Origin of the sequence: Citrobacter sp. RHB21-C05 (assembly GCF_013889015.1) — a bacterium.
Lineage (GTDB): Bacteria > Pseudomonadota > Gammaproteobacteria > Enterobacterales > Enterobacteriaceae > Citrobacter_A > Citrobacter_A sedlakii.
Genome location: NZ_CP057611.1, coordinates 4,535,168 through 4,559,754 on the forward strand (window position 1 = coordinate 4,535,168; position 24,587 = coordinate 4,559,754).

Annotated in this window: 23 protein-coding genes and 1 pseudogene; 7 read left to right on the forward strand and 17 right to left on the reverse strand. The window is 55.7% G+C overall.

Annotation, left to right across the window (positions count from 1 at the left end):
* Positions 1-45: 45 nt before the first annotated feature.
* On the reverse strand, positions 46-807 hold the full coding sequence (gene udp / locus HVX72_RS21525; RefSeq protein ID WP_042292742.1) for a uridine phosphorylase: 762 nt from the start codon (positions 805-807) through the stop codon (positions 46-48).
* 261 nt (positions 808-1,068) lie between these two features.
* Between udp and HVX72_RS21530 the strand changes: the two genes are divergently transcribed.
* Entirely contained in the window at positions 1,069-1,881 is an 813-nt protein-coding gene (locus HVX72_RS21530) for a dienelactone hydrolase family protein (RefSeq protein ID WP_181822251.1), read from the forward strand.
* A 62-nt stretch (positions 1,882-1,943) separates the two neighbouring features.
* On the opposite strand, the gene metE is transcribed toward HVX72_RS21530, so the two are convergent.
* Positions 1,944-4,205: a 5-methyltetrahydropteroyltriglutamate--homocysteine S-methyltransferase gene (metE, locus tag HVX72_RS21535; RefSeq protein ID WP_181822252.1), complete on the reverse strand. Its 2,262-nt coding sequence runs from the start codon at positions 4,203-4,205 to the stop codon at positions 1,944-1,946.
* 233 nt (positions 4,206-4,438) lie between these two features.
* Here metE and metR point away from each other — a divergent pair, with 233 nt between their 5' ends.
* Entirely contained in the window at positions 4,439-5,392 is a 954-nt protein-coding gene (metR, locus tag HVX72_RS21540) for an HTH-type transcriptional regulator MetR (RefSeq protein WP_181822253.1), read from the forward strand.
* Here the strand turns inward: metR and HVX72_RS21545 are convergent.
* From HVX72_RS21545 to pldB, 3 genes are all read right to left on the reverse strand, one after another.
* Entirely contained in the window at positions 5,280-6,179 is a 900-nt protein-coding gene (locus HVX72_RS21545) for a carboxylate/amino acid/amine transporter (RefSeq protein ID WP_181822254.1), read from the reverse strand. The two genes, metR and HVX72_RS21545, sit on opposite strands and share 113 nt — an antisense overlap.
* Before the next feature lie 80 nt (positions 6,180-6,259).
* Positions 6,260-7,060 carry a sugar/pyridoxal phosphate phosphatase YigL gene (yigL, locus tag HVX72_RS21550; protein ID WP_042292754.1) on the reverse strand — a complete coding sequence of 267 codons (801 nt, stop codon included), beginning with the start codon at positions 7,058-7,060 and terminating at the stop codon, positions 6,260-6,262.
* Positions 7,061-7,068: 8 nt separating this feature from the next.
* Positions 7,069-8,091 carry a lysophospholipase L2 gene (gene pldB, locus HVX72_RS21555; RefSeq protein WP_042292755.1) on the reverse strand — a complete coding sequence of 341 codons (1,023 nt, stop codon included), beginning with the start codon at positions 8,089-8,091 and terminating at the stop codon, positions 7,069-7,071.
* Positions 8,092-8,201: 110 nt separating this feature from the next.
* Here pldB and rhtB point away from each other — a divergent pair, with 110 nt between their 5' ends.
* Together rhtB and HVX72_RS22300 are read left to right on the forward strand one after the other, a co-directional pair.
* Positions 8,202-8,822 (forward strand): homoserine/homoserine lactone efflux protein, encoded by a 621-nt coding sequence (rhtB, locus tag HVX72_RS21560; protein WP_042292759.1) that lies wholly within the window; start codon positions 8,202-8,204, stop codon positions 8,820-8,822.
* Between the two features lie 108 nt (positions 8,823-8,930).
* Positions 8,931-9,005 (forward strand): annotated as a pseudogene (locus HVX72_RS22300) (hypothetical protein); the annotation flags it as partial.
* A gap of 14 nt (positions 9,006-9,019) precedes the next feature.
* Here the strand turns inward: HVX72_RS22300 and rhtC are convergent.
* The 3 genes from rhtC to pldA form a co-directional block, all read right to left on the reverse strand.
* On the reverse strand, positions 9,020-9,640 hold the full coding sequence (gene rhtC / locus HVX72_RS21565) for a threonine export protein RhtC (protein WP_042292762.1): 621 nt from the start codon (positions 9,638-9,640) through the stop codon (positions 9,020-9,022).
* A 66-nt stretch (positions 9,641-9,706) separates the two neighbouring features.
* Complete coding sequence (gene recQ / locus HVX72_RS21570) at positions 9,707-11,536, reverse strand: ATP-dependent DNA helicase RecQ (RefSeq protein WP_181823310.1); 1,830 nt, start codon at positions 11,534-11,536, stop codon at positions 9,707-9,709.
* A gap of 75 nt (positions 11,537-11,611) precedes the next feature.
* Positions 11,612-12,481: a phospholipase A gene (gene pldA / locus HVX72_RS21575; RefSeq protein WP_042292764.1), complete on the reverse strand. Its 870-nt coding sequence runs from the start codon at positions 12,479-12,481 to the stop codon at positions 11,612-11,614.
* A 165-nt stretch (positions 12,482-12,646) separates the two neighbouring features.
* Between pldA and yigI the strand changes: the two genes are divergently transcribed.
* Entirely contained in the window at positions 12,647-13,114 is a 468-nt protein-coding gene (yigI, locus tag HVX72_RS21580; protein ID WP_042292767.1) for an acyl-CoA thioesterase YigI, read from the forward strand.
* Positions 13,115-13,157: 43 nt separating this feature from the next.
* On the forward strand, positions 13,158-14,054 hold the full coding sequence (gene rarD / locus HVX72_RS21585; protein WP_181822255.1) for an EamA family transporter RarD: 897 nt from the start codon (positions 13,158-13,160) through the stop codon (positions 14,052-14,054).
* 51 nt (positions 14,055-14,105) lie between these two features.
* Here rarD and corA read toward each other — a convergent pair whose 3' ends face one another.
* The 8 genes from corA to HVX72_RS21620 form a co-directional block, all read right to left on the reverse strand.
* Positions 14,106-15,056 carry a magnesium/cobalt transporter CorA gene (gene corA / locus HVX72_RS21590; RefSeq protein WP_042292773.1) on the reverse strand — a complete coding sequence of 317 codons (951 nt, stop codon included), beginning with the start codon at positions 15,054-15,056 and terminating at the stop codon, positions 14,106-14,108.
* Between the two features lie 151 nt (positions 15,057-15,207).
* On the reverse strand, positions 15,208-15,264 hold the full coding sequence (gene ysgD, locus HVX72_RS22120; protein WP_212723238.1) for a YsgD/CorL family protein: 57 nt from the start codon (positions 15,262-15,264) through the stop codon (positions 15,208-15,210).
* Between the two features lie 269 nt (positions 15,265-15,533).
* The gene (gene uvrD / locus HVX72_RS21595; RefSeq protein WP_042292776.1) at positions 15,534-17,696 is read right to left on the reverse strand and encodes a DNA helicase II; all 2,163 of its coding nucleotides are present in this window, start codon (positions 17,694-17,696) and stop codon (positions 15,534-15,536) included.
* Positions 17,697-17,786: 90 nt separating this feature from the next.
* Positions 17,787-18,503 (reverse strand): 5-amino-6-(5-phospho-D-ribitylamino)uracil phosphatase YigB, encoded by a 717-nt coding sequence (gene yigB, locus HVX72_RS21600; RefSeq protein WP_181822256.1) that lies wholly within the window; start codon positions 18,501-18,503, stop codon positions 17,787-17,789.
* Positions 18,503-19,399, reverse strand: a complete 897-nt coding sequence (xerC, locus tag HVX72_RS21605) for a tyrosine recombinase XerC (RefSeq protein ID WP_181822257.1) — start codon at positions 19,397-19,399, stop codon at positions 18,503-18,505. The genes yigB and xerC overlap by 1 nt, the downstream gene beginning before the upstream one ends.
* Complete coding sequence (locus tag HVX72_RS21610; protein ID WP_042292783.1) at positions 19,396-20,103, reverse strand: DUF484 domain-containing protein; 708 nt, start codon at positions 20,101-20,103, stop codon at positions 19,396-19,398. The genes xerC and HVX72_RS21610 overlap by 4 nt, the downstream gene beginning before the upstream one ends.
* Positions 20,100-20,924, reverse strand: coding sequence for a diaminopimelate epimerase (dapF, locus tag HVX72_RS21615; RefSeq protein WP_181822258.1), 825 nt, complete (start codon positions 20,922-20,924; stop codon positions 20,100-20,102). Before dapF ends, HVX72_RS21610 begins: the two co-directional genes overlap by 4 nt.
* 36 nt (positions 20,925-20,960) lie before the next feature.
* Positions 20,961-21,164 carry a lipoprotein gene (locus tag HVX72_RS21620; protein WP_042292789.1) on the reverse strand — a complete coding sequence of 68 codons (204 nt, stop codon included), beginning with the start codon at positions 21,162-21,164 and terminating at the stop codon, positions 20,961-20,963.
* A 139-nt stretch (positions 21,165-21,303) separates the two neighbouring features.
* Between HVX72_RS21620 and cyaY the strand changes: the two genes are divergently transcribed.
* A complete protein-coding gene (gene cyaY, locus HVX72_RS21625; protein ID WP_042292793.1) occupies positions 21,304-21,624 on the forward strand; it encodes an iron donor protein CyaY in 321 nt (106 codons plus the stop codon).
* Between the two features lie 60 nt (positions 21,625-21,684).
* On the opposite strand, the gene cyaA is transcribed toward cyaY, so the two are convergent.
* The gene (gene cyaA / locus HVX72_RS21630) at positions 21,685-24,231 is read right to left on the reverse strand and encodes a class I adenylate cyclase (protein ID WP_042292797.1); all 2,547 of its coding nucleotides are present in this window, start codon (positions 24,229-24,231) and stop codon (positions 21,685-21,687) included.
* Positions 24,232-24,587 lie beyond the last annotated feature (356 nt).

Consider the following 24,587-nt stretch of genomic DNA (forward strand, 5'->3'; position numbering starts at 1 on the left):
AATAAAAAGGCCGAACGCGTCGGCCCTGGGGGGAAAAACAGAAAATTAGATCAGGCGACGCGCCGCTTCCACCACGATTTTCACCGCATGGCTTTCGGTTTGCTTCATGGTCTCGGCGTTCGGTATCTCTTGCTGAGTACGGTTGACGATAACCCCGGCAACCATTCCCGCACGCAGGCCCTGGCTGGCGCACATGGTCAGCAAAGTGGCGGACTCCATCTCATAGTTCATGACGCCCATCGCCTGCCATTCTTCCATCGAGCCTTTAAAGCGGCTCACAACGCGACCAGAATAGGTGTCGTAACGCTCCTGCCCTGGATAGAAAGTGTCAGAGGACGCGGTTACGCCTACGTGCGTAGTCGCCCCTATTGATTTCGCCGCCTCGACCAGCGCGGTGGTACAGTCAAAATCTGCCACCGCCGGGAATTCCATCGGCGCGAAGTGCAGGCTTGCACCGTCGAGACGCACAGATGCCGTGGTCACCAGAACATCGCCCACATTGATATGCGGCTGAATCGCGCCGGTGGTACCGATACGCAGGAAAGTACGAATGCCCAACTGCGCCAGCTCTTCTACGGCGATGGAGGTGGACGGGCCGCCGATACCGGTCGAGCAGACAATCACAGACTTGCCGTCCAGCTCTGCGCGCCAGGTCGTAAATTCGCGATGCGATGCCAGCTTAACCGGCTTATCCATCAGCGCGGCGATCTTTTCCACACGCTCCGGATCGCCTGGAACGATTGCAAGCGTAGCCCCTTGTAAATCGCTTTTGGTGAGGCCGAGATGAAAAACATCAGACTTGGACATATAAAACTCCTCTGTGATTCGGTTTTAGTCAGAAGAAGCAAAAAGATACTCTACCGAAGGATGCAGGTGATTTTCGTGACCATCATCACCATGAGGGAAAGCAGTTGCATTGAATTACGCCGATTAAGTGATGCCTATCACAATTAGTTGTCAACCCTGCCTTCCATTGCACAAAAATTGAGCCAATTCAGGCAGTGTGCTTTAGTGAAGGCTGTCTATAGTTAACATTGCGCTATGTATTTTAAGGGTACGGAGAATACCATGACCTCAACACAACAAACGGGCTTTGCACCTGCGGCCTCTCCCCTCTCCTCTACAACGGTTCACACTCCGGACGACGCCATTATTGCCGGTTTTACCTCCATCCCTTCTCAGGGAGAAGATATGCCGGCTTATCAGGCGCGACCAAAACAAAACGATGCGCCCCTGCCAGTGGTCATTGTAGTGCAGGAAATTTTTGGCGTGCATGAACACATTCGCGATATTTGCCGCCGGCTGGCGCTGGAAGGGTATCTGGCTATTGCGCCAGAGCTCTATTTTCGCGAGGGCGATCCGAATGATTACAGCGACATCCCGACGCTGTTCAGCAATCTGGTCAGCAAAGTGCCGGATGCACAGGTGCTGGCCGATCTTGACCACGTCGCCAGTTGGGCGGCCCGCAACGGCGGCGATCCGCACCGTCTGATGGTGACCGGTTTTTGCTGGGGGGGACGCATTAGCTGGCTGTACGCCGCGCATAATCCACAGCTCAAAGCTGCCGTCGCCTGGTATGGGAAACTGATGGGTGAAAAGACCCTGAACTCACCGAAGCATCCGGTCGATATCGCCACGGATTTAAATGCGCCAGTGCTGGGGCTGTATGGTGGTCAGGATACGGGGATCCCGCTCGATACGGTTGAGACAATGCGCCAGGCGCTGCGGGCGGCAAACGCGAAAGCAGAGATTGTAGTCTATCCGGATGCCGGACACGCATTTAATGCCGATTACCGTCCGAGTTATCATGCGGAATCCGCGAAAGATGGCTGGCAGAGAATGCTGGCGTGGTTCAGCCAGTACGGCGGGAAGAGAGCGTAATGATTAAAAGCCCGGTGGCGGCTACGCCTTGCCGGGCCTTTGTCACAGGGTTGGCAAAGGTATTAACCCTGACGCAAATTCCGCGCTGCCTTCACCATGTTCGCCAGTGCCGCACGCGTTTCCGGCCAGCCGCGAGTTTTCAGGCCGCAGTCCGGGTTGACCCACAAACGTTCCGCCGGGATGCGCTGGGCCGCTTTTTGCAGCAGGGCTTCAATCCACTCCACGCCTGGCACGTTCGGGGAGTGAATGTCATACACGCCCGGCCCAATTTCGTTCGGGTAGTCGAACTCTTCAAATGACTCCAGTAGCTCCATGTCTGAACGCGACGTCTCAATGGTGATCACATCCGCATCCAGCGCGGCAATCGAGTCCATGATGTCGTTAAACTCGCAGTAGCACATGTGGGTGTGGATCTGCGTGTCGTCCTTAGCGACGGCGGCGCTGATGCGGAACGCTTCCACGCCCCACTGTAAATAGGCATCCCAGTCGCTGCGACGCAGCGGCAGACCTTCACGTAGCGCCGGTTCGTCAATCTGGATAATACCAATGCCCGCAGCCTCCAGATCCGCCACTTCATCCCGCAGCGCCAGCGCGATCTGTTTGGCGATGGTTTCGCGGGTTACGTCTTCGCGCGGGAAGGACCAGCAGAGAATGGTCACCGGACCGGTTAACATGCCTTTTACCGGCTTGTCGGTCAGTGACTGAGCGTACTTCGCCCAGTCGACGGTAATCGGCGCAGGACGGCTGACATCGCCAATCACCACCGGCGGCTTCACGCAGCGCGAGCCGTAACTCTGCACCCAGCCGTTCTGGGTAAAAACAAAGCCGTCAAGATGCTCACCAAAGTACTCCACCATGTCGTTACGCTCAGCTTCGCCATGGACCAGCACGTCCAGCCCTAATCGCTCCTGTTCAACAATCGCCTGCTTAATATGTTCGGCAATACCGGTGCGGTAGTGATTCGCATCCAGATTACCTTTTTTGAAGTCCAGTCGCAGGCCGCGGATTTCCGTGGTTTGCGGGAAGGAACCGATGGTGGTCGTCGGCCAGGCGGGTAATTTGAAACGCGCACGCTGGGCTTCGGCGCGCACTTCATACGGATTCTGACGTTGACTGTCCTGCGCGGAGATCGCCGCCAGACGTTTTTCTACCGCCGCATTATGTACGCGTGTTGACTGCTGACGCGCCTGAATTGGTACGCTCCACTCGCGAATTGCCGTCGTGTCGCCGCTGTTCAGCGCATCGCGCAGCAGGGCCAGCTCTTCACATTTTTGCAGAGCAAAGGCAAACCAGCTTTTCACCTCCGCACCCAGACGGGTCTCTACGCTCAGATCGATCGGGCTGTGCAGCAGGGAGCAGGAAGAAGCGATCCACAGCTCACGTTTGTCCACGATGTCCTTAATTTGTGCGTATTTTTCCGTTAGATCGGCGCGCCAGACGTTACGACCGTTTACCAGACCTGCAGACAGTAGCCAGTCAGCGGGCAGACGCGTATGCAGTTCCGCCACATCGTCTTTACCGTGTACCAGGTCAACGTGCAGACCCTGTACCGGCAGCGCAGTAATAGTGTCGAGATTCGGCGTCACGCCCTCGAAATAGGTAGTGAGCAGCAGCTTCACCTGTCCGGTGAGCGCGTCATACGCCGGTTTAAAGGCATCGAGCCAAACCTGGGGCAGCTCCAGCACCAGCGCAGGCTCATCGATTTGTACCCACTGAATGCCGCGTTTGCTCAGTTCAATCAGCACCTGTTTATAGACCGGCAGAATATCGTTCAGCAGGCTGAGACGGTCAAATTGCTCGCCTTTCACTTTACCCAGCCACAGGTACGTTATCGGCCCCAGCAGGACCGGTTTCACCTGGTGGCCCAGCGCCAGCGCTTCGTCTACTTCGTCCAGAAGCTGGGTCCAGGTCAGTTTGAACTGCTGACCTTTTACGAATTCCGGCACCATGTAGTGATAGTTAGTGTTAAACCATTTGGTCATTTCTGCCGCCGCAGCCGGTTCACCGGTCGGCGCGCGACCACGACCGATGCGGAACAGGGTATCGATATCAACAGAGCCGTCTTTATTCTGATGACGCGCCGGCACGTTGCCAAGCAGCAGGCTGGTGGTCAGCACATGATCGTACCAGGCGAAATCGCCTACCGGCAGCAGGTCAATACCGGCCTGTTTTTGTTGATCCCAGTGGCGCGCGCGCAATTCACGCCCTACCGCCAGCAGCTCTTCACGGGACGCGTTGCCCGCCCAGTAGCTTTCTTGCGCTTTTTTCAGCTCGCGACGCAGGCCGACGCGAGGAAAACCGAGGGTGTGATTAATAATTGTCATTTTTATAACCTCATAATGTGTAATCCGAAGGATTTCGGATTTAGGGAAGGCGGCAATCTTGCTCATCCCCAGCAGCTTACTGAAGTAAGTGACTGGGGATGAGGAAGTGCAGCCAACGCACCATAAATTCGAAAGACGCAGGATTTAGACGTCCAGATGTTTACACATCTATATTTGGCGGTTACTGTATATTCCTCAAGCGCAATTTGCTCATGCCGAAGTGAAGGACTTTCATGATCGAGATTAAACACCTGAAAACGCTCCAGGCGCTGCGGAATACCGGGTCGCTCGCCGCCGCCGCCGCGACGCTGCATCAGACCCAATCCGCCTTGTCTCACCAGTTCAGCGATCTGGAACAGCGCCTTGGCTTTCGGCTGTTTATCCGTAAAAGCCAGCCGCTGCGCTTTACGCCGCAGGGTGAGATATTGTTACAGCTCGCCAACCAGGTATTGCCGCAGATTAGCCGCGCGCTGCAGGCCTGTAATGAACCGCAGCAAACACGCTTGCGCATCGCGATTGAGTGCCACAGCTGTATTCAGTGGCTGACCCCGGCGCTGGAGCAGTTCCGCGCGAAGTGGCCGCAGGTAGAGATGGATTTTAAATCCGGGGTGACGTTTGATCCGCAGCCAGCGTTGCAGCAGGACGAACTGGATCTGGTACTGACCTCCGACATTCTGCCGCGCAGCGGGCTGCACTATTCTCCGATGTTTGATTTCGAAGTGCGGCTGGTACTGGCGCCCGATCACCCGCTGGCCAGACAAATCCAGATCTCACCGGAAGATTTAGCCAGTGAAACGTTGCTGATCTATCCGGTACAGCGCAGCAGACTGGACGTCTGGCGACATTTCCTGCAGCCCGCAGGCATCAGCCCGGCGCTGAAAAGCGTTGATAACACGCTATTGTTGATTCAGATGGTAGCGGCAAGAATGGGCATCGCCGCCCTGCCGCACTGGGTGGTGGAGAGTTTTGAGCGCCAGGGTCTGGTGGTCACCAAAACTCTGGGCGATGGGCTCTGGAGCCGCCTTTACGCCGCCGTGCGCGACGGCGAACAGCGCCAGCCGGTGACCGATGCGTTTATTCGCTCGGCGCGCAGTCATGCCTGCGATCACCTGCCGTTTGTGCGGAGCGCGGAGCGACCCACTTTCGATGCACCCACAGAGAAGCCAGTATCACAACCGCGCCTGTGATAAAGCTCGGCCAGTGAGGCTGTTGATGCCAGATCGCCAGATTAATCAGCAGCCCGGCAGGCACATGCATGTTATTCATAATGCCTAACGTGCCGGCATCCACCTGCGTCGCCCCCACGTTCCACATGAAATAGCCGATACCTGACGCCGCCACGCCGAGGAAGACTAGAATGCCCCACTGCAGCGTCGTTTCTGGCATCTTCTGCGCATTGCCAAGCAAAGACCACGCCGCCACCGCCACCAGAAACGCGCCGACGTAGAACCAGGCGAACGCGTTGTACTGCGGCATAGGGCGGGTTTCCATTAGACGCTTGTAGCCCACCATGCCGATGGCAAAGCTGATATTGGAAAGCTGCACCAGCAGAAGGCCGGTCCAGAAGTGATCGGTGACCTGATCATAACGGATAATACCCGCGCCGATCACCGCCAGCAGGGCGCTAAACGCATATCCCCAGCGCAGGCGGCGTTTGCTCATCACGTCATAAATCAGCGTGATATAAAGCGGCGTCAGCACGGTAAACAACAACAGTTCCGACACGGTCAAATACAGATAGGCGTGGAAACTCAACATATACATTATGCCGAGCTGCATTGCGCCCACCAGCATATACAGCCCGACAGTTTTCAGGCTGTGGCCGCGCGTGCGCAGAAACGGTAAAAAGACCAACGCCGCCAGGCCAACCCGCACCAGCACGGCGAAATAGCTGTCGACGTGTCCGGCAAGGTATTCGCCGAACAGGCTAAAAGAAAACGCCCACAGGATGGTGGTAATGATGAGTAACGCCACAATGGAACTCTCCGGGTTCAAGGAGTATCCATTGTAGCGAAGAGTTAGGTTGACAACTGACTAACTAACGAACAATCACCTTAACGCAAAAACAGATTGCGCAGATAATGCGGCACCGCATCATCGGCATTAATCCCAATCACTTCCAGCTCGGCATGTAAATCTTTCAGACGCTGGTGGGCGTTGCCCATGATGCAGCCCTTGCCAGCCATCGACAGCATTTCCGCGTCGTTCATGCCATCACCAAAGGCGATGCAGTCGGTCAGGCTGTAGCCCATCGCCTTCGCCACGGCTTCCAGCGCGTGGCCTTTCGATACGCCGCCTGCCATCACCTCCAGACAGGTGAGCGTGGAAAAACTGACGTTCACGCGGTCGCCCCAGCGCGCGTTGATCGCCTGTTCCAGTGGCAGCAGCACCTCATGGCTGTCGCTGGTGAAGAATACCTTGCTGATGCCTTCCGGCTCCAGCAGCGCAGGCTCAAACAGGGAGTAGTTAAAGACTGCCTCTTTGAAAAAACGCATTTCATCCGGGCGGTGACGGTTCATAAACCATTCATCGTCACGATAGACATTCGTGATGATATCCGGGCTTGCGTTCACCACACCAAACAGATCGCTGGCGATATCGCGATCCAGATTATGGGTAAACACCAGATTGCCGTCCATATCATGCACCCGCGCACCGTTAGAGGTGATCATGTAGGACTTAATTTCCAGATTATCGCGGATTTGTCCCACGTCGACGTGGTGGCGACCGGTGGCAAAAACAAAGTTAACGCCACGCGCGGTCAGCAGTTTCAGTGTCTCTTTAGCGTAAGGAGATAGGGTATGGTCGGGCGAGAGCAGCGTGCCATCTAAATCAGACGCAACAACCTGATACATATAAAAATTCAACCTCTAAGCAAAGCGGTTTCCGCTGGTGAGTTATGCTTGTTGAAAAAATCAACAATAGCGTGAAGCGCGACTGAGCGCATGGCGTCCTTTTCAAAAAGGATCTCATGGTACGCGCCTTTGATGACAAGCGGTTGACCCCCTTCGACCGGGTGTCCCGCCGCGGCGCGGATTTCACAAAAACGGTAATGCATGCGGTTATCCACCACACGCTCTTCTTCGGCCTGGATCAGCAACGTTGGCGTGGCGTCGTCGCCCGCCCCGGCCAGCACGTGTTCTGCCGCCAGGATGCCTTCACGTACCCAATGGTAGGTCGGGCCGCCCACGCGCAGCTGTGGCTCATCGGCGTAAAACCGCAGGTTACGCCGATAACGCTGCCGACTGTGCGTTAACAAATTCATGCCAAACGGCAACGCCCGCCAGCGCCCGGTGCCAATCGCATAACCTTCACGGATGCGGGGATGCCCCTCGGCCCAGTCGAGAATATGGCGAACCATCCAGTCGGGCAGGCGCATCACAATACCAAACATCGGCGCGCATAGCGCGATCGCATCGCACTGGTTTGGATGACGTTGCAGAAACAAAGTCGCAATCGCGCCGCCCATCGAGTGCGCCAGAATGTAGCGCTTCCGCCACGGTCCCGGCTGCACTTCCTGTTCCCAGAACGCCGTTAAATCATCAACATAATCGTTGAAGTTATCGACATGACCACGGTGCGGATCCGATAACATGCGCCCGGAACGGCCCTGCCCCCGGTGATCAATGATCAGGACATCAAAGCCAAGATGAAACAGGTCATAGGCCAGTTCGGCATATTTAACGTAGCTTTCAATACGCCCCGGACAAACCACGATCACCCGATCGTTTTGCTCCGCGCGAAAACGGACGAAACGTACCGGCACGCTGTCTACGCCTGTAAATTCCGCTTCCTCCCGCTGGCGCCAGAAATCGGTCAGCGGTCCCATTGAGAACGCCGCGAACGCATTTTCTCTCGTTTCCCAGTCTTTTTGCTGCTGAAACATCAGGTATCCAGCCTCGTTTACCAGGTAAAATCGTTTTTTTGTCGTTGCCTGACACAACCGCACAACAGTAGCGTATTGTGGCATAAAAATAGACAATCAGGGAGTTTCCGATGACTTTCGAATGGTGGTTCGCCTACCTTTTGACGTCCATAATTTTGAGCCTTTCACCGGGCTCCGGCGCCATCAATACCATGACCACCTCCATTAACCATGGCTATCGTGGCGCAATGGCCTCTATCGCCGGGTTACAGGCGGGCCTGGCTATCCATATCGTGCTGGTCGGCGTCGGACTGGGAACGCTGTTCTCACGGTCGGTACTCGCATTTGAGATACTGAAATGGGCGGGCGCGGCCTATCTGATCTGGTTGGGCATCCAGCAGTGGCGTGCAGCGGGGGCCATTGATTTGACCACCATGGCGAACACCCAATCCCGCGGACGTCTGTTTCAGCGCGCCGTCTTCGTCAACCTGACCAACCCGAAAAGCATCGTTTTTCTCGCCGCGCTGTTTCCGCAGTTCGTCATGCCGAAGGAGCCGCAACTGATGCAGTACATCATTCTCGGTGTAACGACGATTGTCGTTGATATTGTGGTGATGATTGGTTACGCGACGCTGGCGCAGCGAATTGCGCTCTGGATCAAAGGACCGAAGCAGATGAAGGCGCTGAATAAAGTGTTCGGTTCGCTGTTTATGCTGGTAGGCGCGCTACTGGCTTCGGCAAGGCATGCGTGACAAACGGAGTCGCGCTCGCAATACCTTGTTGACGATCAGAACGGTGGAATATAGACCGTCGAACCAGACAGCAAAGAAAGAAACAGGGTTCATTCTTTGCTGTTGAACGCAGTGTTGCTGGATAGACTGACTCAGCGGTTTATGCTGGAGCAGATGAGCGGACAACAAATTACCGTGCTGGTAAGGCGGGAAATAAATCAGCGCGAAATGATCAAATGGATGCCAAAGCCCGCAAACAGCGCGCCGGCAAAGCCGTCGATCCATTTCGCCAGCCGCTGATAGCCGCGACGCATCTGTGGCAGCGCAAACAGACTCGCCACCACCGTAAACCACGCGAATGTTTCCACGATAATCAGCACAAAGATACCCCAGCGCGCGGCGGTACCCACGTTATCGCCAACAAACAGGGAAAACACCGAACCGAAATAGATTATCGCTTTTGGGTTCGCCAGATTGGTCAGCAATCCCTTCAGAAAACTGCGTCCGCTCTGCGCCAGTTCAACCTGCGGCGCGGGCGCGGCAGTATCCTGCTTTTTCAGCGCGCCGCGTAGCATCTGGTAGCCCATCCAGCACAGATACAGACCGCCGCCGACCATAATAATGGTATGCAGCCAGGCCATTTTTTCAATAATCAGATGCAGGCCAAGCAGCGCGATGCCCGCCCAGACCATAACGCCACAGGTAATCCCCAGCACGCCCATCATCGCTTCTTTACGCGAGCGGCTGACGGCAGTCTGCGAGACGAAAAAGAAATCCGGCCCCGGACTCATGAGCGCTACAATGTGCACCATCGCCACGGTGAGAAATAACATTAGCATGATCGAAATACTCGCGGGGGAAACAGTTCAGTGAGTCACCATCCTGGCACTTTTTTGCCTGGCTGACTACTCCTCGTCGTCACCGTCTACGTGAGCGCGAATCAGCGCCATAAATTCTTTACCGAAGCGTTCGAGTTTACGCATCCCGACACCGTTGACGCTGAGCATTTCGCTGGCGGAAACCGGCATCTGTTCGGCCATCTCAATCAGGGTGGCATCGTTAAACACCACGTACGGCGGGATATTTTCTTCGTCGGCGATCGCCTTACGCAACTTGCGCAGTTTTGCGAACAACTTGCGATCGTAATTGCCGCCGAAGGATTTCTGCATAACCCGCGGCTTAAGGGCAACGATACGCGGTACGGCAAGCTGAAGCGGCACTTCGCCGCGCAGCACCGGACGCGCCGCGTCGGTCATTTGTAATGCGGAATGCTGGGCGATATTTTGCGTCACCAGCCCCAGGTGGTTCAGTTGACGGATCACGCTGACCCAGTGCTCATGGCTTTTCTCGCGTCCCATACCGTAGACTTTGAGCTTGTCATGTCCCAGTTCACGGATGCGCTGGTTGTTGGCGCCGCGGAGCACCTCAACAACATACCCCATGCCAAAACGCTGGTTCACCCGGCCTATCGTCGAGAGGGCAATTTGCGCGTCCTGCAGGCCATCGTACTGTTTAGGCGGATCAAGGCAGATATCACAGTTGCCGCACGGCTCCTGCCGCCCTTCACCAAAGTAGTTGAGCAATACCAGGCGACGACAGGTTTGCGCCTCGGCAAACGCGCCCATCGCATTCAGCTTATGTCGCTCGATATCCTGCAGTTGCCCCTGCGGTTTTTCTTCCAGGCAACGGCGCAACCACGCCATATCCGCCGGATCGTAAAACAGCATGGCTTCCGCAGGCAGGCCGTCACGACCCGCGCGTCCCGTCTCCTGGTAATAGGATTCAATGTTGCGCGGAATATCAAAATGCACCACAAAACGCACGTTGGGTTTGTTGATGCCCATGCCGAACGCCACGGTCGCCACCACGATTTGCAGGTCGTCGCGCTGGAATTTCTCCTGCACGTCCGCACGCACGTCATTTTCCAGCCCCGCATGGTACGCCGCCGCGCTAAGCCCGCGGCTTTGCAGGCGTGCGGCGGTGTCTTCCACTTTCGCCCGGCTGTTGCAGTAAATGATGCCGGACTTGCCGCGCTGCTCCTGCACGTAGCGCATCAGTTGATCGAGCGGCTTAAATTTCTCCATCAACATATAGCGAATGTTGGGCCGGTCAAAACTGCTGATCTGAATTAAGGGGTCGTTGAGGCCTAATAAACGGACGATATCCAGCCGGGTGGTTTCATCCGCCGTGGCGGTCAACGCCATGAACGGCAGCGCGGGGAAGCGCTGGCGAAGCTGGCCTAACGCCGCGTATTCCGGGCGAAAGTCGTGGCCCCACTGCGAAATACAGTGCGCTTCATCAACGGCCAGTAAGACGGGATTCCAATGGGCAAGATGCTCGAGGAAGTTATCCAGCATCAGACGTTCAGGTGCGATATAGAGCAAACGAATCTTCCCGGTACGGCATCCTGCCATCACCTCATGTTGCTGTTCACGCGTCTGGGTCGAGTTCAGGCAGGCCGCCGCCACGCCGTTCGCCAGCAGCTGATCGACCTGGTCTTTCATCAGGGAAATCAGCGGCGAGACCACCACCGTTAACCCATCAAGGAGCAAAGCAGGGATTTGATAACACAGGGATTTTCCGCCGCCGGTCGGCATAACCACCAGGCAGTCGCGTCCGGACATCGCAGTGTCGATGATCGCTTCCTGGCCCGGGCGAAACTGTTGGTAGCCAAAGGTCTCCTGCAAAACCTGTTTAGCTCCGGACTCCAGATTCAACACTTCCGCCTGCGCCACATTCACCCCGTTCGCCATCAAATAAAACAGGCGCTATTTTCAGCGCCTGAGAGAGAAACTGCAATGTTTAATCGATCAGAAGATATCGTTAAGCATCACGCCGACACCCACTCGCGTCTGGTTGAAGTTGTAATCGATAAGCGACTCGCCATAGCCGCTGTATACCTGGGTGTAAAGCCGAACGTGCTTCGTCAGCGGATAGCTCAGACCCAGTTCAGCGCCGCCGTAGCCGGTGTTCCAGTTATACTGTCCTTTCGCGCTCAGCACCGCATCGCCGAGGTGATACCCGATTTTCAACTGGTAATAGCCCATATATTTGGTGATATCGGGGTTATCGTCGGTGCTGCCGATGACATACCACGGTTTCACCTCCACCAGCCAGTTGCCGTTTTCCGCCATCAGGCGCGTGTAAAGACGGTTCCAGCTACGTGAGGTTGGGTCCGAACGCCCGTTGGAATCATGGTTGTACCCCATTTCCACGTCGCGCAGCGTCCAGCCCGCAAAGCGATAATCGGTTGCAAAGCCGAGAAAAAGTTGTGGCTCGTAGTTGGTTTCACGAAACGGCGAGGACTCTTCGCTGTTGGAAAGCTGCCACCAGGATTTCTGAGTATATGACGCCCCCAGGACTGAATGGGGTCCCAGGATCCCTCGCCACAGCGGGAATGCCAGGCTCAACTGGAATTTCACTTCGTCTTTGCGGGCGTTTTCAGACCAGTTATAAGTGCTGATCGCTTCTTTATTTAAGTCGCTGGTACTGGTGTAGATCAGGTAGTTGGTGTCGTAAGGGTAAAGCGTGAACGGATTGTCATGCTCCACCAGCATATTGGCGATGATACTGCCCTGTACCGACGGCGTGTCATGCACCTCTTTTACTGTCGCTTCTTGCGCAAAAGCGACCACTGGCAGCATAGCTGCCGTCCATAAACCACCCAGAATCGCCCGCATTCTTGTTGTTCTCCTGAACGAAATAGTTAAGTTTTGAATAAAAATTGTTTCCGCCATTCTACATATTTACTGGTGTTGCGGTTAGTTATCCCGTCTTAAAGTAGAAATCAACAAACAAGAAGCATAACATCAACATTTCATTAACCAATGGAGTGACGGAATCGTATGTCTGCTGTACTCACCGCGGAGCAAGCCCTGAAGCTTGTGGGCGAAATGTTTGTCTACCACATGCCGTTTAACCGGGCGCTGGGGCTGGAACTCGAACGCTACGAAAAAGAATTTGCCCAACTGGCGTTTAATAATCAACCGATGATGGTCGGTAACTGGGCGCAAAGTATTTTGCATGGCGGAGTGATCGCCTCAGCGCTGGATGTTGCCGCCGGACTGGTTTGCGTAGGTAGCACGCTGACCCGCCATGAAACCATCAGCGAAGACGAGCTACGTCAACGGCTGTCGCGAATGGGGACCATCGATTTACGCGTCGATTACCTGCGTCCGGGCAGGGGTAACCGTTTCACCGCTACCAGCAGCTTGCTGCGCGCCGGGAATAAAGTCGCCGTGGCGCGGGTGGAATTACACAATGAAGAGCAGTTATACATTGCCAGCGCCACCGCCACTTATATGGTAGGGTAAAACACGATAAACTGTTGTTACATTTCAGACACGAGTTTTCCCGATGGATGCAAAGCAAACGCGGCAGGGCGTGTTACTCGCTCTTGCCGCTTATTTTATTTGGGGCATCGCCCCTGCGTACTTCAAACTGATTTATTACGTTCCTGCGGATGAAATCCTGACGCACCGGGTGATCTGGTCATTCTTTTTTATGGTGGCGCTGATGAGCGTCAGCCGTCAGTGGTCCGGCGTCAAAACGCTGCTGCAGACACCGAAAAAGGTGTTCCTGCTGGCGTTGTCTGCCGTGCTGATTGGCGGTAACTGGCTGTTGTTTATCTGGGCGGTGAACAATCACCACATGCTGGAAGCCAGCCTCGGTTACTTCATTAATCCGCTGGTCAATATCCTGCTGGGAATGATTTTCCTCGGCGAACGCTTTCGCCGGATGCAGTGGGTGGCCGTGATTCTGGCGGTGTGCGGCGTGCTGGTGCAGTTATGGACCTTTGGGTCGCTGCCAGTCATCGCGCTGGGGCTGGCGTTTAGCTTTGCCTTTTACGGTCTGGTCCGTAAAAAGATTGCCGTGGAAGCACAAACCGGCATGCTGTTTGAAACGCTGTGGCTGTTGCCAGTGGCGGCGATTTACCTGTTTGGTATTGCGGACAGCACAACCAGCCACATGGGGCAAAACCCGCTGTCACTTAATCTATTGCTGATCGCCGCAGGCGTCGTGACTACCGTCCCGCTGCTGTGCTTTACCGGCGCCGCAACCCGTTTGCGCCTCTCAACGCTGGGCTTCTTCCAGTACATTGGCCCGACGCTGATGTTCCTGCTGGCAGTCATGTTTTACGGCGAAGTGCCGGGGGCAGATAAGATGGTGACGTTCGCGTTTATCTGGGTGGCGCTGGCGATTTTTGTCGCCGATGCGATTTATACCCAGCGCCGAACGCGTAAAGGCATGTGATTTACCCGTCCCCCTGACCCTCTCCTGTCTGGAGAGGGAACCCGCCAGGTTTTACAGCCAGTTCTTACGTTTAAAGTACAGATACGGCGCCAGCCCCGCGAGGATCATGAAGATAATCGCGCCAGGGTAGCCAAAGCTCCATTTTAGCTCCGGCATAAACTCAAAGTTCATCCCGTAACTGGATGCCACCAGCGTCGGCGGCAGGAACACCACGGAGACCACCGAGAAGATTTTGATGATGCGGTTCTGCTCGATGTTGATAAAGCCCATCGCCGCCTGCATCAGGAAGTTCACCTTCTGGAACAGAGATTCGTTGTGCGGCAGCAGGGATTCGATATCGCGTAAGATCTCGCGCGCCTGCTCCAGTTGACCACCCGGCAGACGCGCTTTGCGTACCAGGAAGTTCAGCGCGCGCTGGGTATCCATCAGACACAAACGCACCTTCCAGCCGATATCCTCCAGCTCCGCCAGCGTCGAAAGCGCTTCATCATATTCATCGCCCTGATGCCCTTCCATGATCACACGGCTAAGCTGTTCCAGGTCGCTGTAGATGTTTTCAATTTCATCCGCCAGCTGTTCGATTTTGGTTTCGAACAGATCGAGCAGCAGCTCATAGGCGTTACCGTCGACCATCGCCTGGCTACGGGCGCGCATGCGGTATAAACGAAACGCGGGCAGTTCGCGCTCACGCAGGGTAAACAGACGGCCATCGCGAATGGTAAACGCCACGGTGGAGTTACCGGCGTGATCTTCCGCGTCTTCAAAGAAGAAGAAGGAGTGGATGTGCAGGCCGTCTTCGTCTTCAAAAAAACGCGCGGATGCTTCGATGTCTTCCAGTTCGGGGCGGGTTGCCAGGCTCTGCCCCAGCTCGGATTGTACGCGCAAACGCTCGTCATCGTCCGGTTCGACCAGGTCGACCCACACGGCATCAATCAGGGTTTGTGATTCTTCGACTTCCAGCCGGCTCAGTCGATTGTTTTCCAGTTGAAATGCGCTCAGCATGACCGGGACTCCCAATGCGTAAAAATATCGGACAGTTCGGTGGGCACACAGAAACAAATTGGGTTTCAGACCATAAAAGCCTGACTCAGCGCGACGGGAAAAAATGCAGGTCGCTGACAACCGCTAAGGCCATCAGCAAAAAGGGATAGCCTTAGGAGTTGATCCTGGATGACAGGATAATGAGCCAGTATCTACTGGGTGTGTCCAAGGCGAATGTCCTCTTAGCGTAATCGTGCGCGCATGTTACGCCAGCAAAAATTTGCCGTCAACTCGCAACGGAACGCGAAAAAGTAATAATTTCCCCTTATGTAAAAAGGTTAGCAGAGAGGGGGGATTTATCTATGATTTCAGAATATTAAGCGGCGATGTGGAAGCGAAAAGCGTCTGTCTGATAAGACTGCCATTATCCGGGAATAAGCCAGACCGGACGATGGCAAAACTCCCTTATCCGGCCTAAGAATCAATGCGTTAGCGCCATCAGACCGTTTCCAGCTTCGCGTATGCCGCGACCAGCCATTTTATCCCCTGTCCCTGGAAGGCGACCTGTAACCGGCTGTGCTCGCCGCTGCCTTCCAGATTCACAATGGTGCCGTCACCGAACTTCGCATGGCGCACGCGCTGGCCCAGCTTATACCCGGTATCGTTTTCTGCAAGGGGCGCGCCCATCCGCTGATGGCTGACCGGACGGCTGACCGTCGCCCGCAGGCGGACTTCTTCCACACACGCTTCCGGTAGTTCGCCGATAAAGCGAGACGGGCGGTGATAGACCTCTTTACCATACAGACGGCGGGTTTCGGCGTAGGTCAGGGTAAGTTTTTGCATCGCGCGTGTTACGCCAACGTACGCCAGGCGGCGCTCTTCTTCCAGACGCCCCCCTTCATCCAGCGACATCTGGCTGGGGAACATCCCCTCTTCCATGCCGACGATAAACACCTGTGGAAATTCCAGCCCTTTCGCGGAGTGTAACGTCATGAGCTGAACCGCGTCCTGCCAGGTATCCGCCTGCCCTTCTCCTGCTTCCAGCGCCGCATGGGAAAGGAACGCCTGCAGCGGCATTAAATCTTCATCTTCTTCGTTGTAGCTGAACTGACGCGTCGCCGTCACCAGCTCCTCTAAGTTTTCAATACGGGTTTGTCCTTTCTCGCCTTTTTCCTGCTCGTACATAGTGCGTAGACCGGAATCTTTAATCACCCGGTCAGTCTGCACGTGCAGCGGCATATCGGCGGTTTCCTGCGCCAGCGCGTCAATCAGCTCCATAAAACGCTGGAGCGCACTGGCGGCGCGTCCGGCCAGCGCTTTTTCTTGCAACAGGTCGCGACAGGCCTGCCAGAGAGTAAGCTGGCGATCGCGCGAGGTCTGGCGCACCACGTCAAGGGTGCGATCGCCAATCCCGCGGGTTGGCGTATTGACCACGCGTTCAAAAGCGGCGTCGTCATTGCGGTTCGCGATCAGGCGCAGGTAAGAGAGTGCGTCTTTAATTTCCTGACGTTCGAAGAAGCGCATACCGCCATAAATTCGGTACGGCATGCTGGCTTGCAGCAAGGCTTCTTCCAGCACGCGCGACTGGGCGTTGCTGCGGTAGAGAATGGCGCACTGTTCCAGCGCCCCACCGTTGTCCTGCCAGGTTTTGATGCGGTTAACCACAAACCGCGCTTCGTCCAGTTCGTTGAAGGCGCAGTAAAGCGAGATAGGCTCACCGTCAACGCCGTCGGTCCACAGTTTTTTCCCCAGTCGACCGTTGTTATTTTCAATCAGGGCGTTGGCCGCGCTCAGAATGTTGCTGGTCGAACGGTAGTTCTGCTCCAGACGAATGGTTTGCGCGCCGGGGAAGTCGTTGAGAAAGCGCTGGATATTTTCTACCTGCGCGCCGCGCCAGCCATAAATGGACTGGTCGTCGTCGCCCACAATCATCACTTTTCCGCTATCGCCCGCAAGCAAACGCACCCACGCGTACTGGATGTTATTGGTATCCTGAAATTCGTCCACCAGAATATTGGTGAAACGCTCGCGGTAGTGCTGAAGGATATGCGGTTTATTAAGCCATAGCTCATGGGCGCGCAGCAGCAGTTCGGCAAAATCCACCAGTCCGGCGCGATCGCACGCTTCCTGATAGGCCTGATACACCTTCTGCCAGGTCTGCTCTACCGGATTTCCAAAACTCTGTAGGTGATGCGGCCGCAGCCCTTCGTCTTTCTGGCTGTTGATGAACCACATGGCCTGGCGCGGCGGCCACTGCTTCTCGTCAAGGTTCATCGCCTTGATCAGGCGCTTGAGCAGACGCAACTGGTCTTCACTGTCCAGGATCTGGAAATCCTGCGGCAGGTTGGCGTCCATGTGGTGCGCACGCAGCAGCCGGTGTGCCAGCCCGTGGAAGGTCCCCACCCACATTCCGCCCTGGCTGGTGCCCATCAGTTGGCCGATACGGTGGCGCATTTCCGCCGCCGCTTTGTTGGTGAAGGTTACCGCCATAATCGAATACGGCGAGTTGTTCTCCACGGTAAGCAACCAGGCGATACGGTGTACCAGAACGCGGGTTTTACCACTCCCCGCCCCGGCGAGAACCAGCATGTTGCTGCGTGGCGCGGCCACCGCTTCGCGCTGTTTGTCATTGAGGCTGTCGAGCAGGTAAGAAACGTCCATTGGCACCGCCGCGTATAAGTAGGTAGGGCGGATAAGCGTAGCGCCTTCCGCCAAAAAAAGCTGGGTATATATACAGAGTTCTGCTGGTGATTATATCAGCGTCGTGAGGGATGCCAACCGTGAAATTTCCATATGCGGCAACAAGCGGCTGTCATAGGTCTGCATCAGGTCGGCATTTTGCGGTTTGATCCAGCAGGCCTGCAAACCGCTGCGGATCGCTCCGGCAACATCGGTGGTCAGATCGTCGCCCACATGCAGGATCTCGCCGATCGGCACGTTGAGTTTTTCCGCCGCCAGAAAGTACATGTCGCTAAACGGCTTTGAGCGACCATCCGGACCTGCGCGCAGCACAAATTCAAAATAGTCGCCAAGACCAAACAGTTCCGGCTGGGCGTTACCGTTGGTGATCGCCACCAGCGGCCATTTCTTCGCTAACGCCTTCAGCGTGTCATGCGTGGCTTGCGGCACATCAACCTGACTGCGCCATTTAGCAAAGTTCATCATCGCCGCATTTGCGCCTGCTATCGCGTCTTCCGCCGGGAGGCCCGCGTTGAGCATTGCCTGTTCCACCGCGCGATGCCGCCAGCGGGTCACATCGTGATAGATGTCCGGGTCCGCCTCGCGCACAACCTGGCGCAGGCGTTGCAGATCGGCATTCTGAATCGTGCGCAGCGCCGGATGATAATTTTGCACAAAGGCAAGCGCTTCCTGCTCGGTGCGCAGGATAACCGGACGGTTATCATAAAGGGTGTCATCGAGATCGAAGGTGATCGCGGAAATGTGCCCTAAAGGCCGGTAAAAACGCATTATTTCCCCCGTTTGGCGCGCGGGTGCGCCGCATCGTACACCGAGGCAAGGTGTTGAAAATCCAGATGAGTATAGATTTGCGTGGTGGAGAGGTTAGCGTGTCCTAACAGCTCCTGTACGCCACGCAGGTCGCCGCTTGACTCCAGCATGTGGGTCGCGAATGAATGACGTAACTTGTGCGGGTGGACGTGGCTGTTCAGTCCCTGTTTGATCCCCCACTCGGCAAAACGCTTCTGCACGTTACGCGCGGAGATCCGCTTGCCAAGCTTCGACAGGAACAGCGCGTCTTCTTCACTGCCAAACAGACCGCGCAGATCCAGCCAGTGTTCAATCCACACCACAGCGTTCCGGCCAATGGGCAAACGGCGCTCTTTGCTGCCTTTCCCGATCACCCACACTTCGCCAGTGTCGAGATCGAGATGCTTAATATCCAGCCCCACCAGTTCGGACAAACGCAGCCCCGCGCCGTACATCACCTCCAGCATCGCCCGGTCGCGCACGGCGAGCGGATCGTTAAGGTCGATGTCCAGCAAACGGTTCATGTCGTCGACGTCGATATTTTTCGGCAAATGGCGAGGCGTTTTCGGCGCAGAAACGCCTTTCGCCGGGTTGGCGCTCAGTTTTCCTTCGCTGACCATCCAGTCGAAGAAACTGCGCAACGCGGAAAGACGTAACGCCAGGCTGGCAGGGCCAAGCCCTTGTCGACGGCTGCGCGCCGCGAAACTGCGCACCATCGCCGCGTCACAGTGTTGCCAGCTCTCCAGTCCCGCCGCGGTAGCAAGGGCGATAATGGCATCCAACTGACGCTGGTAGTTTTTCAGCGTAATGGGGCTAAGCTGGCGCTCCACGCCGAGATAGCGCAGGAAACGGTCGACATCGGTGTTGAAATCGCTCATACGCGTTCAATCCAGCGCTCCAGCAGATCCGGCAGCATCAGCGCGACCTCCTGCAGCAACTGCGTTCCCTGTCCCTGTTGATAATGATGCACATCGCGGCTGCTGAATACGATCACGCCCAAATCGCCGTCGCGCCCCAGCATCGACATCGCGACCGAGCCAATCGCTTTGGCTTCCGGCAGCACCACGAGCAACTCCGGACCGTTTAAAGGCCCAAGATAATGGTGTGCCTGCCCCAGTCGTTGAATACGCAGCGGTTCAAAGGCTTGCCGGTTTAGCGCCAGATGGGTGTAGCTCGACGGCGCGCCGAGTCGCCAGCGATCGGGAAACAAACGGACGGTCGCGCCCGCCAGCCCCAGATCCCGCGCCCAGCGATGAAAGCGCATTAACATATCATCCAGACTGGTTGCAGCGACCAGCCGCCCCTGCAAATGCAGTAGACGGTAAAACAGGCTTTCGTTCGCTGTCGCCTGCGCCACCAGCAGCGACATGTTTTCTTCAAGAACGTTGATGTGATTACGCGCGCGCGCCATATGCCACTCAACCAGCGATACCGTGCCCCGCACCGGATGGGGAACACGCATCGCTTCCACCGCGTGCGCGTTGCGGATAAAGAATTCAGGATTCTTTTGCAGATAGTCGACGACCGCCCGGTCATCGAGTTCCATAAGCGTTTCCTGTAGTTCTTCCCCTGGCTGCTTCATAGATGGATAAACCCGTCGTAAACATGTGCCGCCGGACCTGTCATGTATAACGGATGGCCCGGACCTTTCCAGGCGATATCAAGGCGACCGCCCGGTAATTCGACGCGAACATCTTCCGCCAGCAGACCCTGTTGAATGCCGATGGCGACGGCCGCGCACGCACCGCTGCCGCAGGCTTGCGTCTCGCCCGCGCCGCGCTCGTAAACGCGTAAACGAATATGCTCACGCTTCACAACCTGCATAAAACCAATATTTGCCCGTTCGGGAAAACGCTCGTGGCTTTCCAGCACCGGTCCAAGCGTTTCCACTGCCGCCGTGTCGACGTCATCGACCTGAATCACGCAGTGCGGGTTTCCCATTGAAACCACGCCGCACAATATTGTCTGCTCGGCGGCGCGCATAATATAGGTCTTTTCCGCTTTGTTCGCGCGAAACGGCACTTGAGATGGCTCGAAATTGGGTTCCCCCATGTTCACCCGCACCAGCTCGTCGTCCGTTACGCTCAGCACCATTCGGCCATTGGCCGTACTGACGCGAATATCGCGTTTATTGGTCAGCCCTTTCAGGCGCACAAAACGCGCGAAGCAGCGCGCGCCATTACCGCACTGGGACACTTCGCTGCCGTCGGCATTGAAGATGCGATAATGAAAATCCAGCTCCGGATCGTACGGCGGCTCGACCACCAACAATTGGTCAAATCCCACGCCCAGATGCCGGTCAGACAGGCGGCGGATGAGTTCCGGTGAAAAAAAGACATTCTGCGTTACCGCGTCGACGACCATAAAATCGTTGCCAAGGCCATGCATTTTAGAGAATTGCATTATTCACTCCGTTCACGCGGGGACAGAAACACACCGTCAGTAGTTCACCTGCGTTGGCCCGTCTCCCGTTGCGCGATCGTTTTGATCGGGCGTCGTTGATTGCGTTTGCGGATCAACAGGTTTGGTCGGCGGCGGCGCGTTTTTATCGGCTGGCGGGAAATAAAGCGGACCTTTTAAGCCACAGCCCGTCAGGCTGAACAGAGTCAGAAGTACAGCGAGTGCCTGAAACACGTTTTTCATTATGGATTGCCTGTAAGTTCATGCTTTCTGCTTTCTATCATCGCAGGAGAAGACGTAAAAGCAAGAGTTTGCCAGTAATCTGCAACACGTTTTGTTTCGCGTTATACTGCCGCCATCACGAAAAAAACGGGAAACGACAATGAACGACAGTGAATTCCATCGCCTGGCAGATACCCTGTGGATGACCATCGAAGAACGTCTGGACGATTGGGACGGTGACAGCGATATCGACTGCGAGATCAATGGCGGCGTGCTGACCATTAGCTTTGAAAACGGCAGCAAAATTATTATCAACCGTCAGGAACCGTTGCATCAGGTATGGCTGGCAACCAAACAGGGCGGTTACCATTTTGACCTGAAAGGCGACGAATGGGTGTGCGACCGCAGCGGCGAGACGTTCTGGGATCTGCTGGAACAGGCGGCAACGCAGCAGGCGGGCGAGACGGTCAGCTTCCGCTAAGTTTGTTTCAGGTTCGTCCGAATGTCGGCCCGATAAGCGAAGCGTCATCGGGCGCGATAATTACGAAAAGTACTGTTGCAGCAGCGGCGCGTCGTTATCCTGGTTGGCCGGCGGGACGTTGCTGATAGATTGCGCGCGGAACGGGATCACCTGGGCGCGCCCGTCGGTTTTCACAATCTGATAAAACTGCGGCAGGTTGAAATTTATGAAGCTGGAGCCGTAGGTAAAGCGGTCATGCGACGACGAGTAGAAGCGGCTGACGTCACGCACCAGCTCTTCCTTACTGCCTTCGCAGTGATGATACACTTCCGCACGGTTGCTCTCGTCCAGAATGTAAATATTAAAGCCCTTCTCATCGCCGGTTTCTTCAAAGAAGAACTGGATGATCCCTTCGCTGGCAAAGCCATCCACCACCGGCGGCAGCTTCACCTGGTTCGTTTCCACCTGCACGGAAAGGCCGTGCAGCTTGTTATGCGAAATCGCGCCGTAAAACTCAATGGCGTTTTCCAGCTTCTGCACCGACACGTTAAGGCGCTCAAAGAACAGGCCCCAGGTCTGGCCGGAAACGCGCAGCGCCTTAAAGCGTCCCGTTTCCTGACGGGTGCTGGAAAGACGCAGTTCAATGCACTCGGAAACCAGTTGCTGTACGCGGGTACGAATTAAGCCGCGCAGATGCTGGCTGTAGCAGAACACTTCCACGCTGTCCGGCGGCGCGGCATCCTGGTGCATTTTGCCGAGAATCGTCTTCAGCGCTTCGATCATCGCCTGTTCGCCGTTAAAGTGCAGGGTACGCACTTCGTTCCACGAGTTGCGGTACAACAGGTCAACGCTGCCGACCAGGCAATTTTGCTCTTCGCCAAAGCTGAACACATCCAGTTTACGGAAGTCGAAATGCACCACCTGATTGCGGAACGCCGCCGTCGGGTCATATTCAAGGTTAACGATAATCGCCAGATGGCGAATTTCACACGGACTGTAGAGCGCTTTCGGCGTCGGCGCTGGCAGACGCAACGGGAAGTGATGCGAAACATCCGCCACCATCTCCTGCAGCTTCGGCAGGTCCACAATACCGTTGCCCTTAATAAACAGATGCGTCCGCGAGGTCAGCAGGCCGTTAAACCACGCCCAGGCCACCAGTTTGTTCAGATAGCGGTTATATTCCAGCGGTTGATGGCTGATGATCGAATCCATGTTCGGCGCGCGGTTATAAAGATACCAACCTGAACGGTTGGCGCGGCCCGGCGGCACATGGATAAAGGTTAAATTCGGTTCAGAGAGATCGGGCGAAATCTGCGGGTTCACCAGCGTGACTTTACCCGGCAGGGCTTCAAATGCCGCATACAGTTTACGGGTGAGAACGCCGATATCCTGCGGACTGGCGCTAACGCTAAGGTTATTCCTGCGCGCAAAGCGGATAAGATTACGATAGCTTTGCATCATGGCGTCGAGCAGCTCGTTATGCGCTTCACGCACCTGATCGATCTTCCAGTTTGCCCGGTTATCGAGCATAGCCAGACGGGCGTCGTCCCATCCCCATTCATTCACTAACTGGCTGAGTACCTCACGTCGCCAGCCCACACAGGCGCGCTCGCGGCTCAGTTTCTCGCACACCTTCAGATAGAAACATCGACGCACCAGATCCAGGCGCGTCGGATCTTCAATCGCCGTGAGATATTCAGTAACGCGCTCCAGCATCATGCAGTATGGATCGAGCCCAAATGAGACAATTTCGCCGTCGTGCAGGCGCTGTTTAATGTCTTTTGCCAGCAGGCGCGGATTGGGGTATTCCCAGGAATAAGCCTCAAGCAGCAGCGTTTTGAGCACCGCTTTGTAGGGGGAATCAATGCTTTTATACAGTTGCCACAGGCTGGCGCCGAAGTATTCTTCGGCGGAGAGAGAGCTTAAGCCGCCCAGATCCAGCCATTCGTTCGGCGTGAGCACGCCCTGCGCGTAGAGCGTCATCACGTAGTCATCGTAATGCTCTTCTTCGTCGCCCGGCACCATATTCCACAGAATACGCTTACCGGCGAGGCGCACAGCAGTGCGGTAAAATTCGTCGAGCAGCAGGATGTGCTGGGTGGAGCCACAGTCTTCTCCCCCCAGGCTACCGCTTTCATTGTGACGGAAACGGTTTTCATCGATCAGGAAGAAGCTGACTTCCACCCCCAGCGAGGCGGCCCAGCTTTCCAGCAGGCTGCATTTTCGTTGCAGTAGTTGGCGCTCTTCACTGTCGAGCCACGACTGGTGGCATACCCAGATATCCAGGTCAGACGAACAGCTTTGCCCAACGGAGGAGGTGCTGCCCATTGAGTAAACGCCAGTGATAGGCAATTCGCCCTTCGGCGGATCCTGCGGCGCGAGTCCGCGGTGCAGTTCCAGTTCGTTCAGGTAGTGGCGTTGGGTTTCATCAGGCGTGTAGAAGCAAATGCCTCGGGGAACGTTACCATCGAGGTACCCCGGCATCAGCGGATGGTGGTAATGCAATAATGTCGGCAGAAGACTGTACACCTGCTGAAAAGCAGGTCCCATGGCAGCAAGCGCGCGATCCACGCGCAATTGATTTATGGCATCCAGTCTCTGTTTCAGAGTCTCAATATAGAGGTACAAGACGTATCGCCTGATGTTGCTACCCGTCATGTTGTCGATCGTCGCAGTAAGAACGCCTGCGCGCGACCTTCACCATTCGGGATAAACCGTATGTCAAAAAAACCGTTACCCTTTTCGTCCGTATTTTTGTGCTTACCGACGAAAAAATGGTCTAAAACGTGATCAATTTAACACCTTGCTCATTGACCGTAAAGAAAGATGCACTACATACAAGTGTAGCACCAATCGCTGCGCGTAAATTCTGTAATACGATCGGGCGGCTTCTCGTCATTATTTACTGCCAGCTGTCGCGCTGCGTCTTATCCTTTACTTACCTTTGACCGTAACACTGCCATCCCACTTGTAAGGATGTTAGG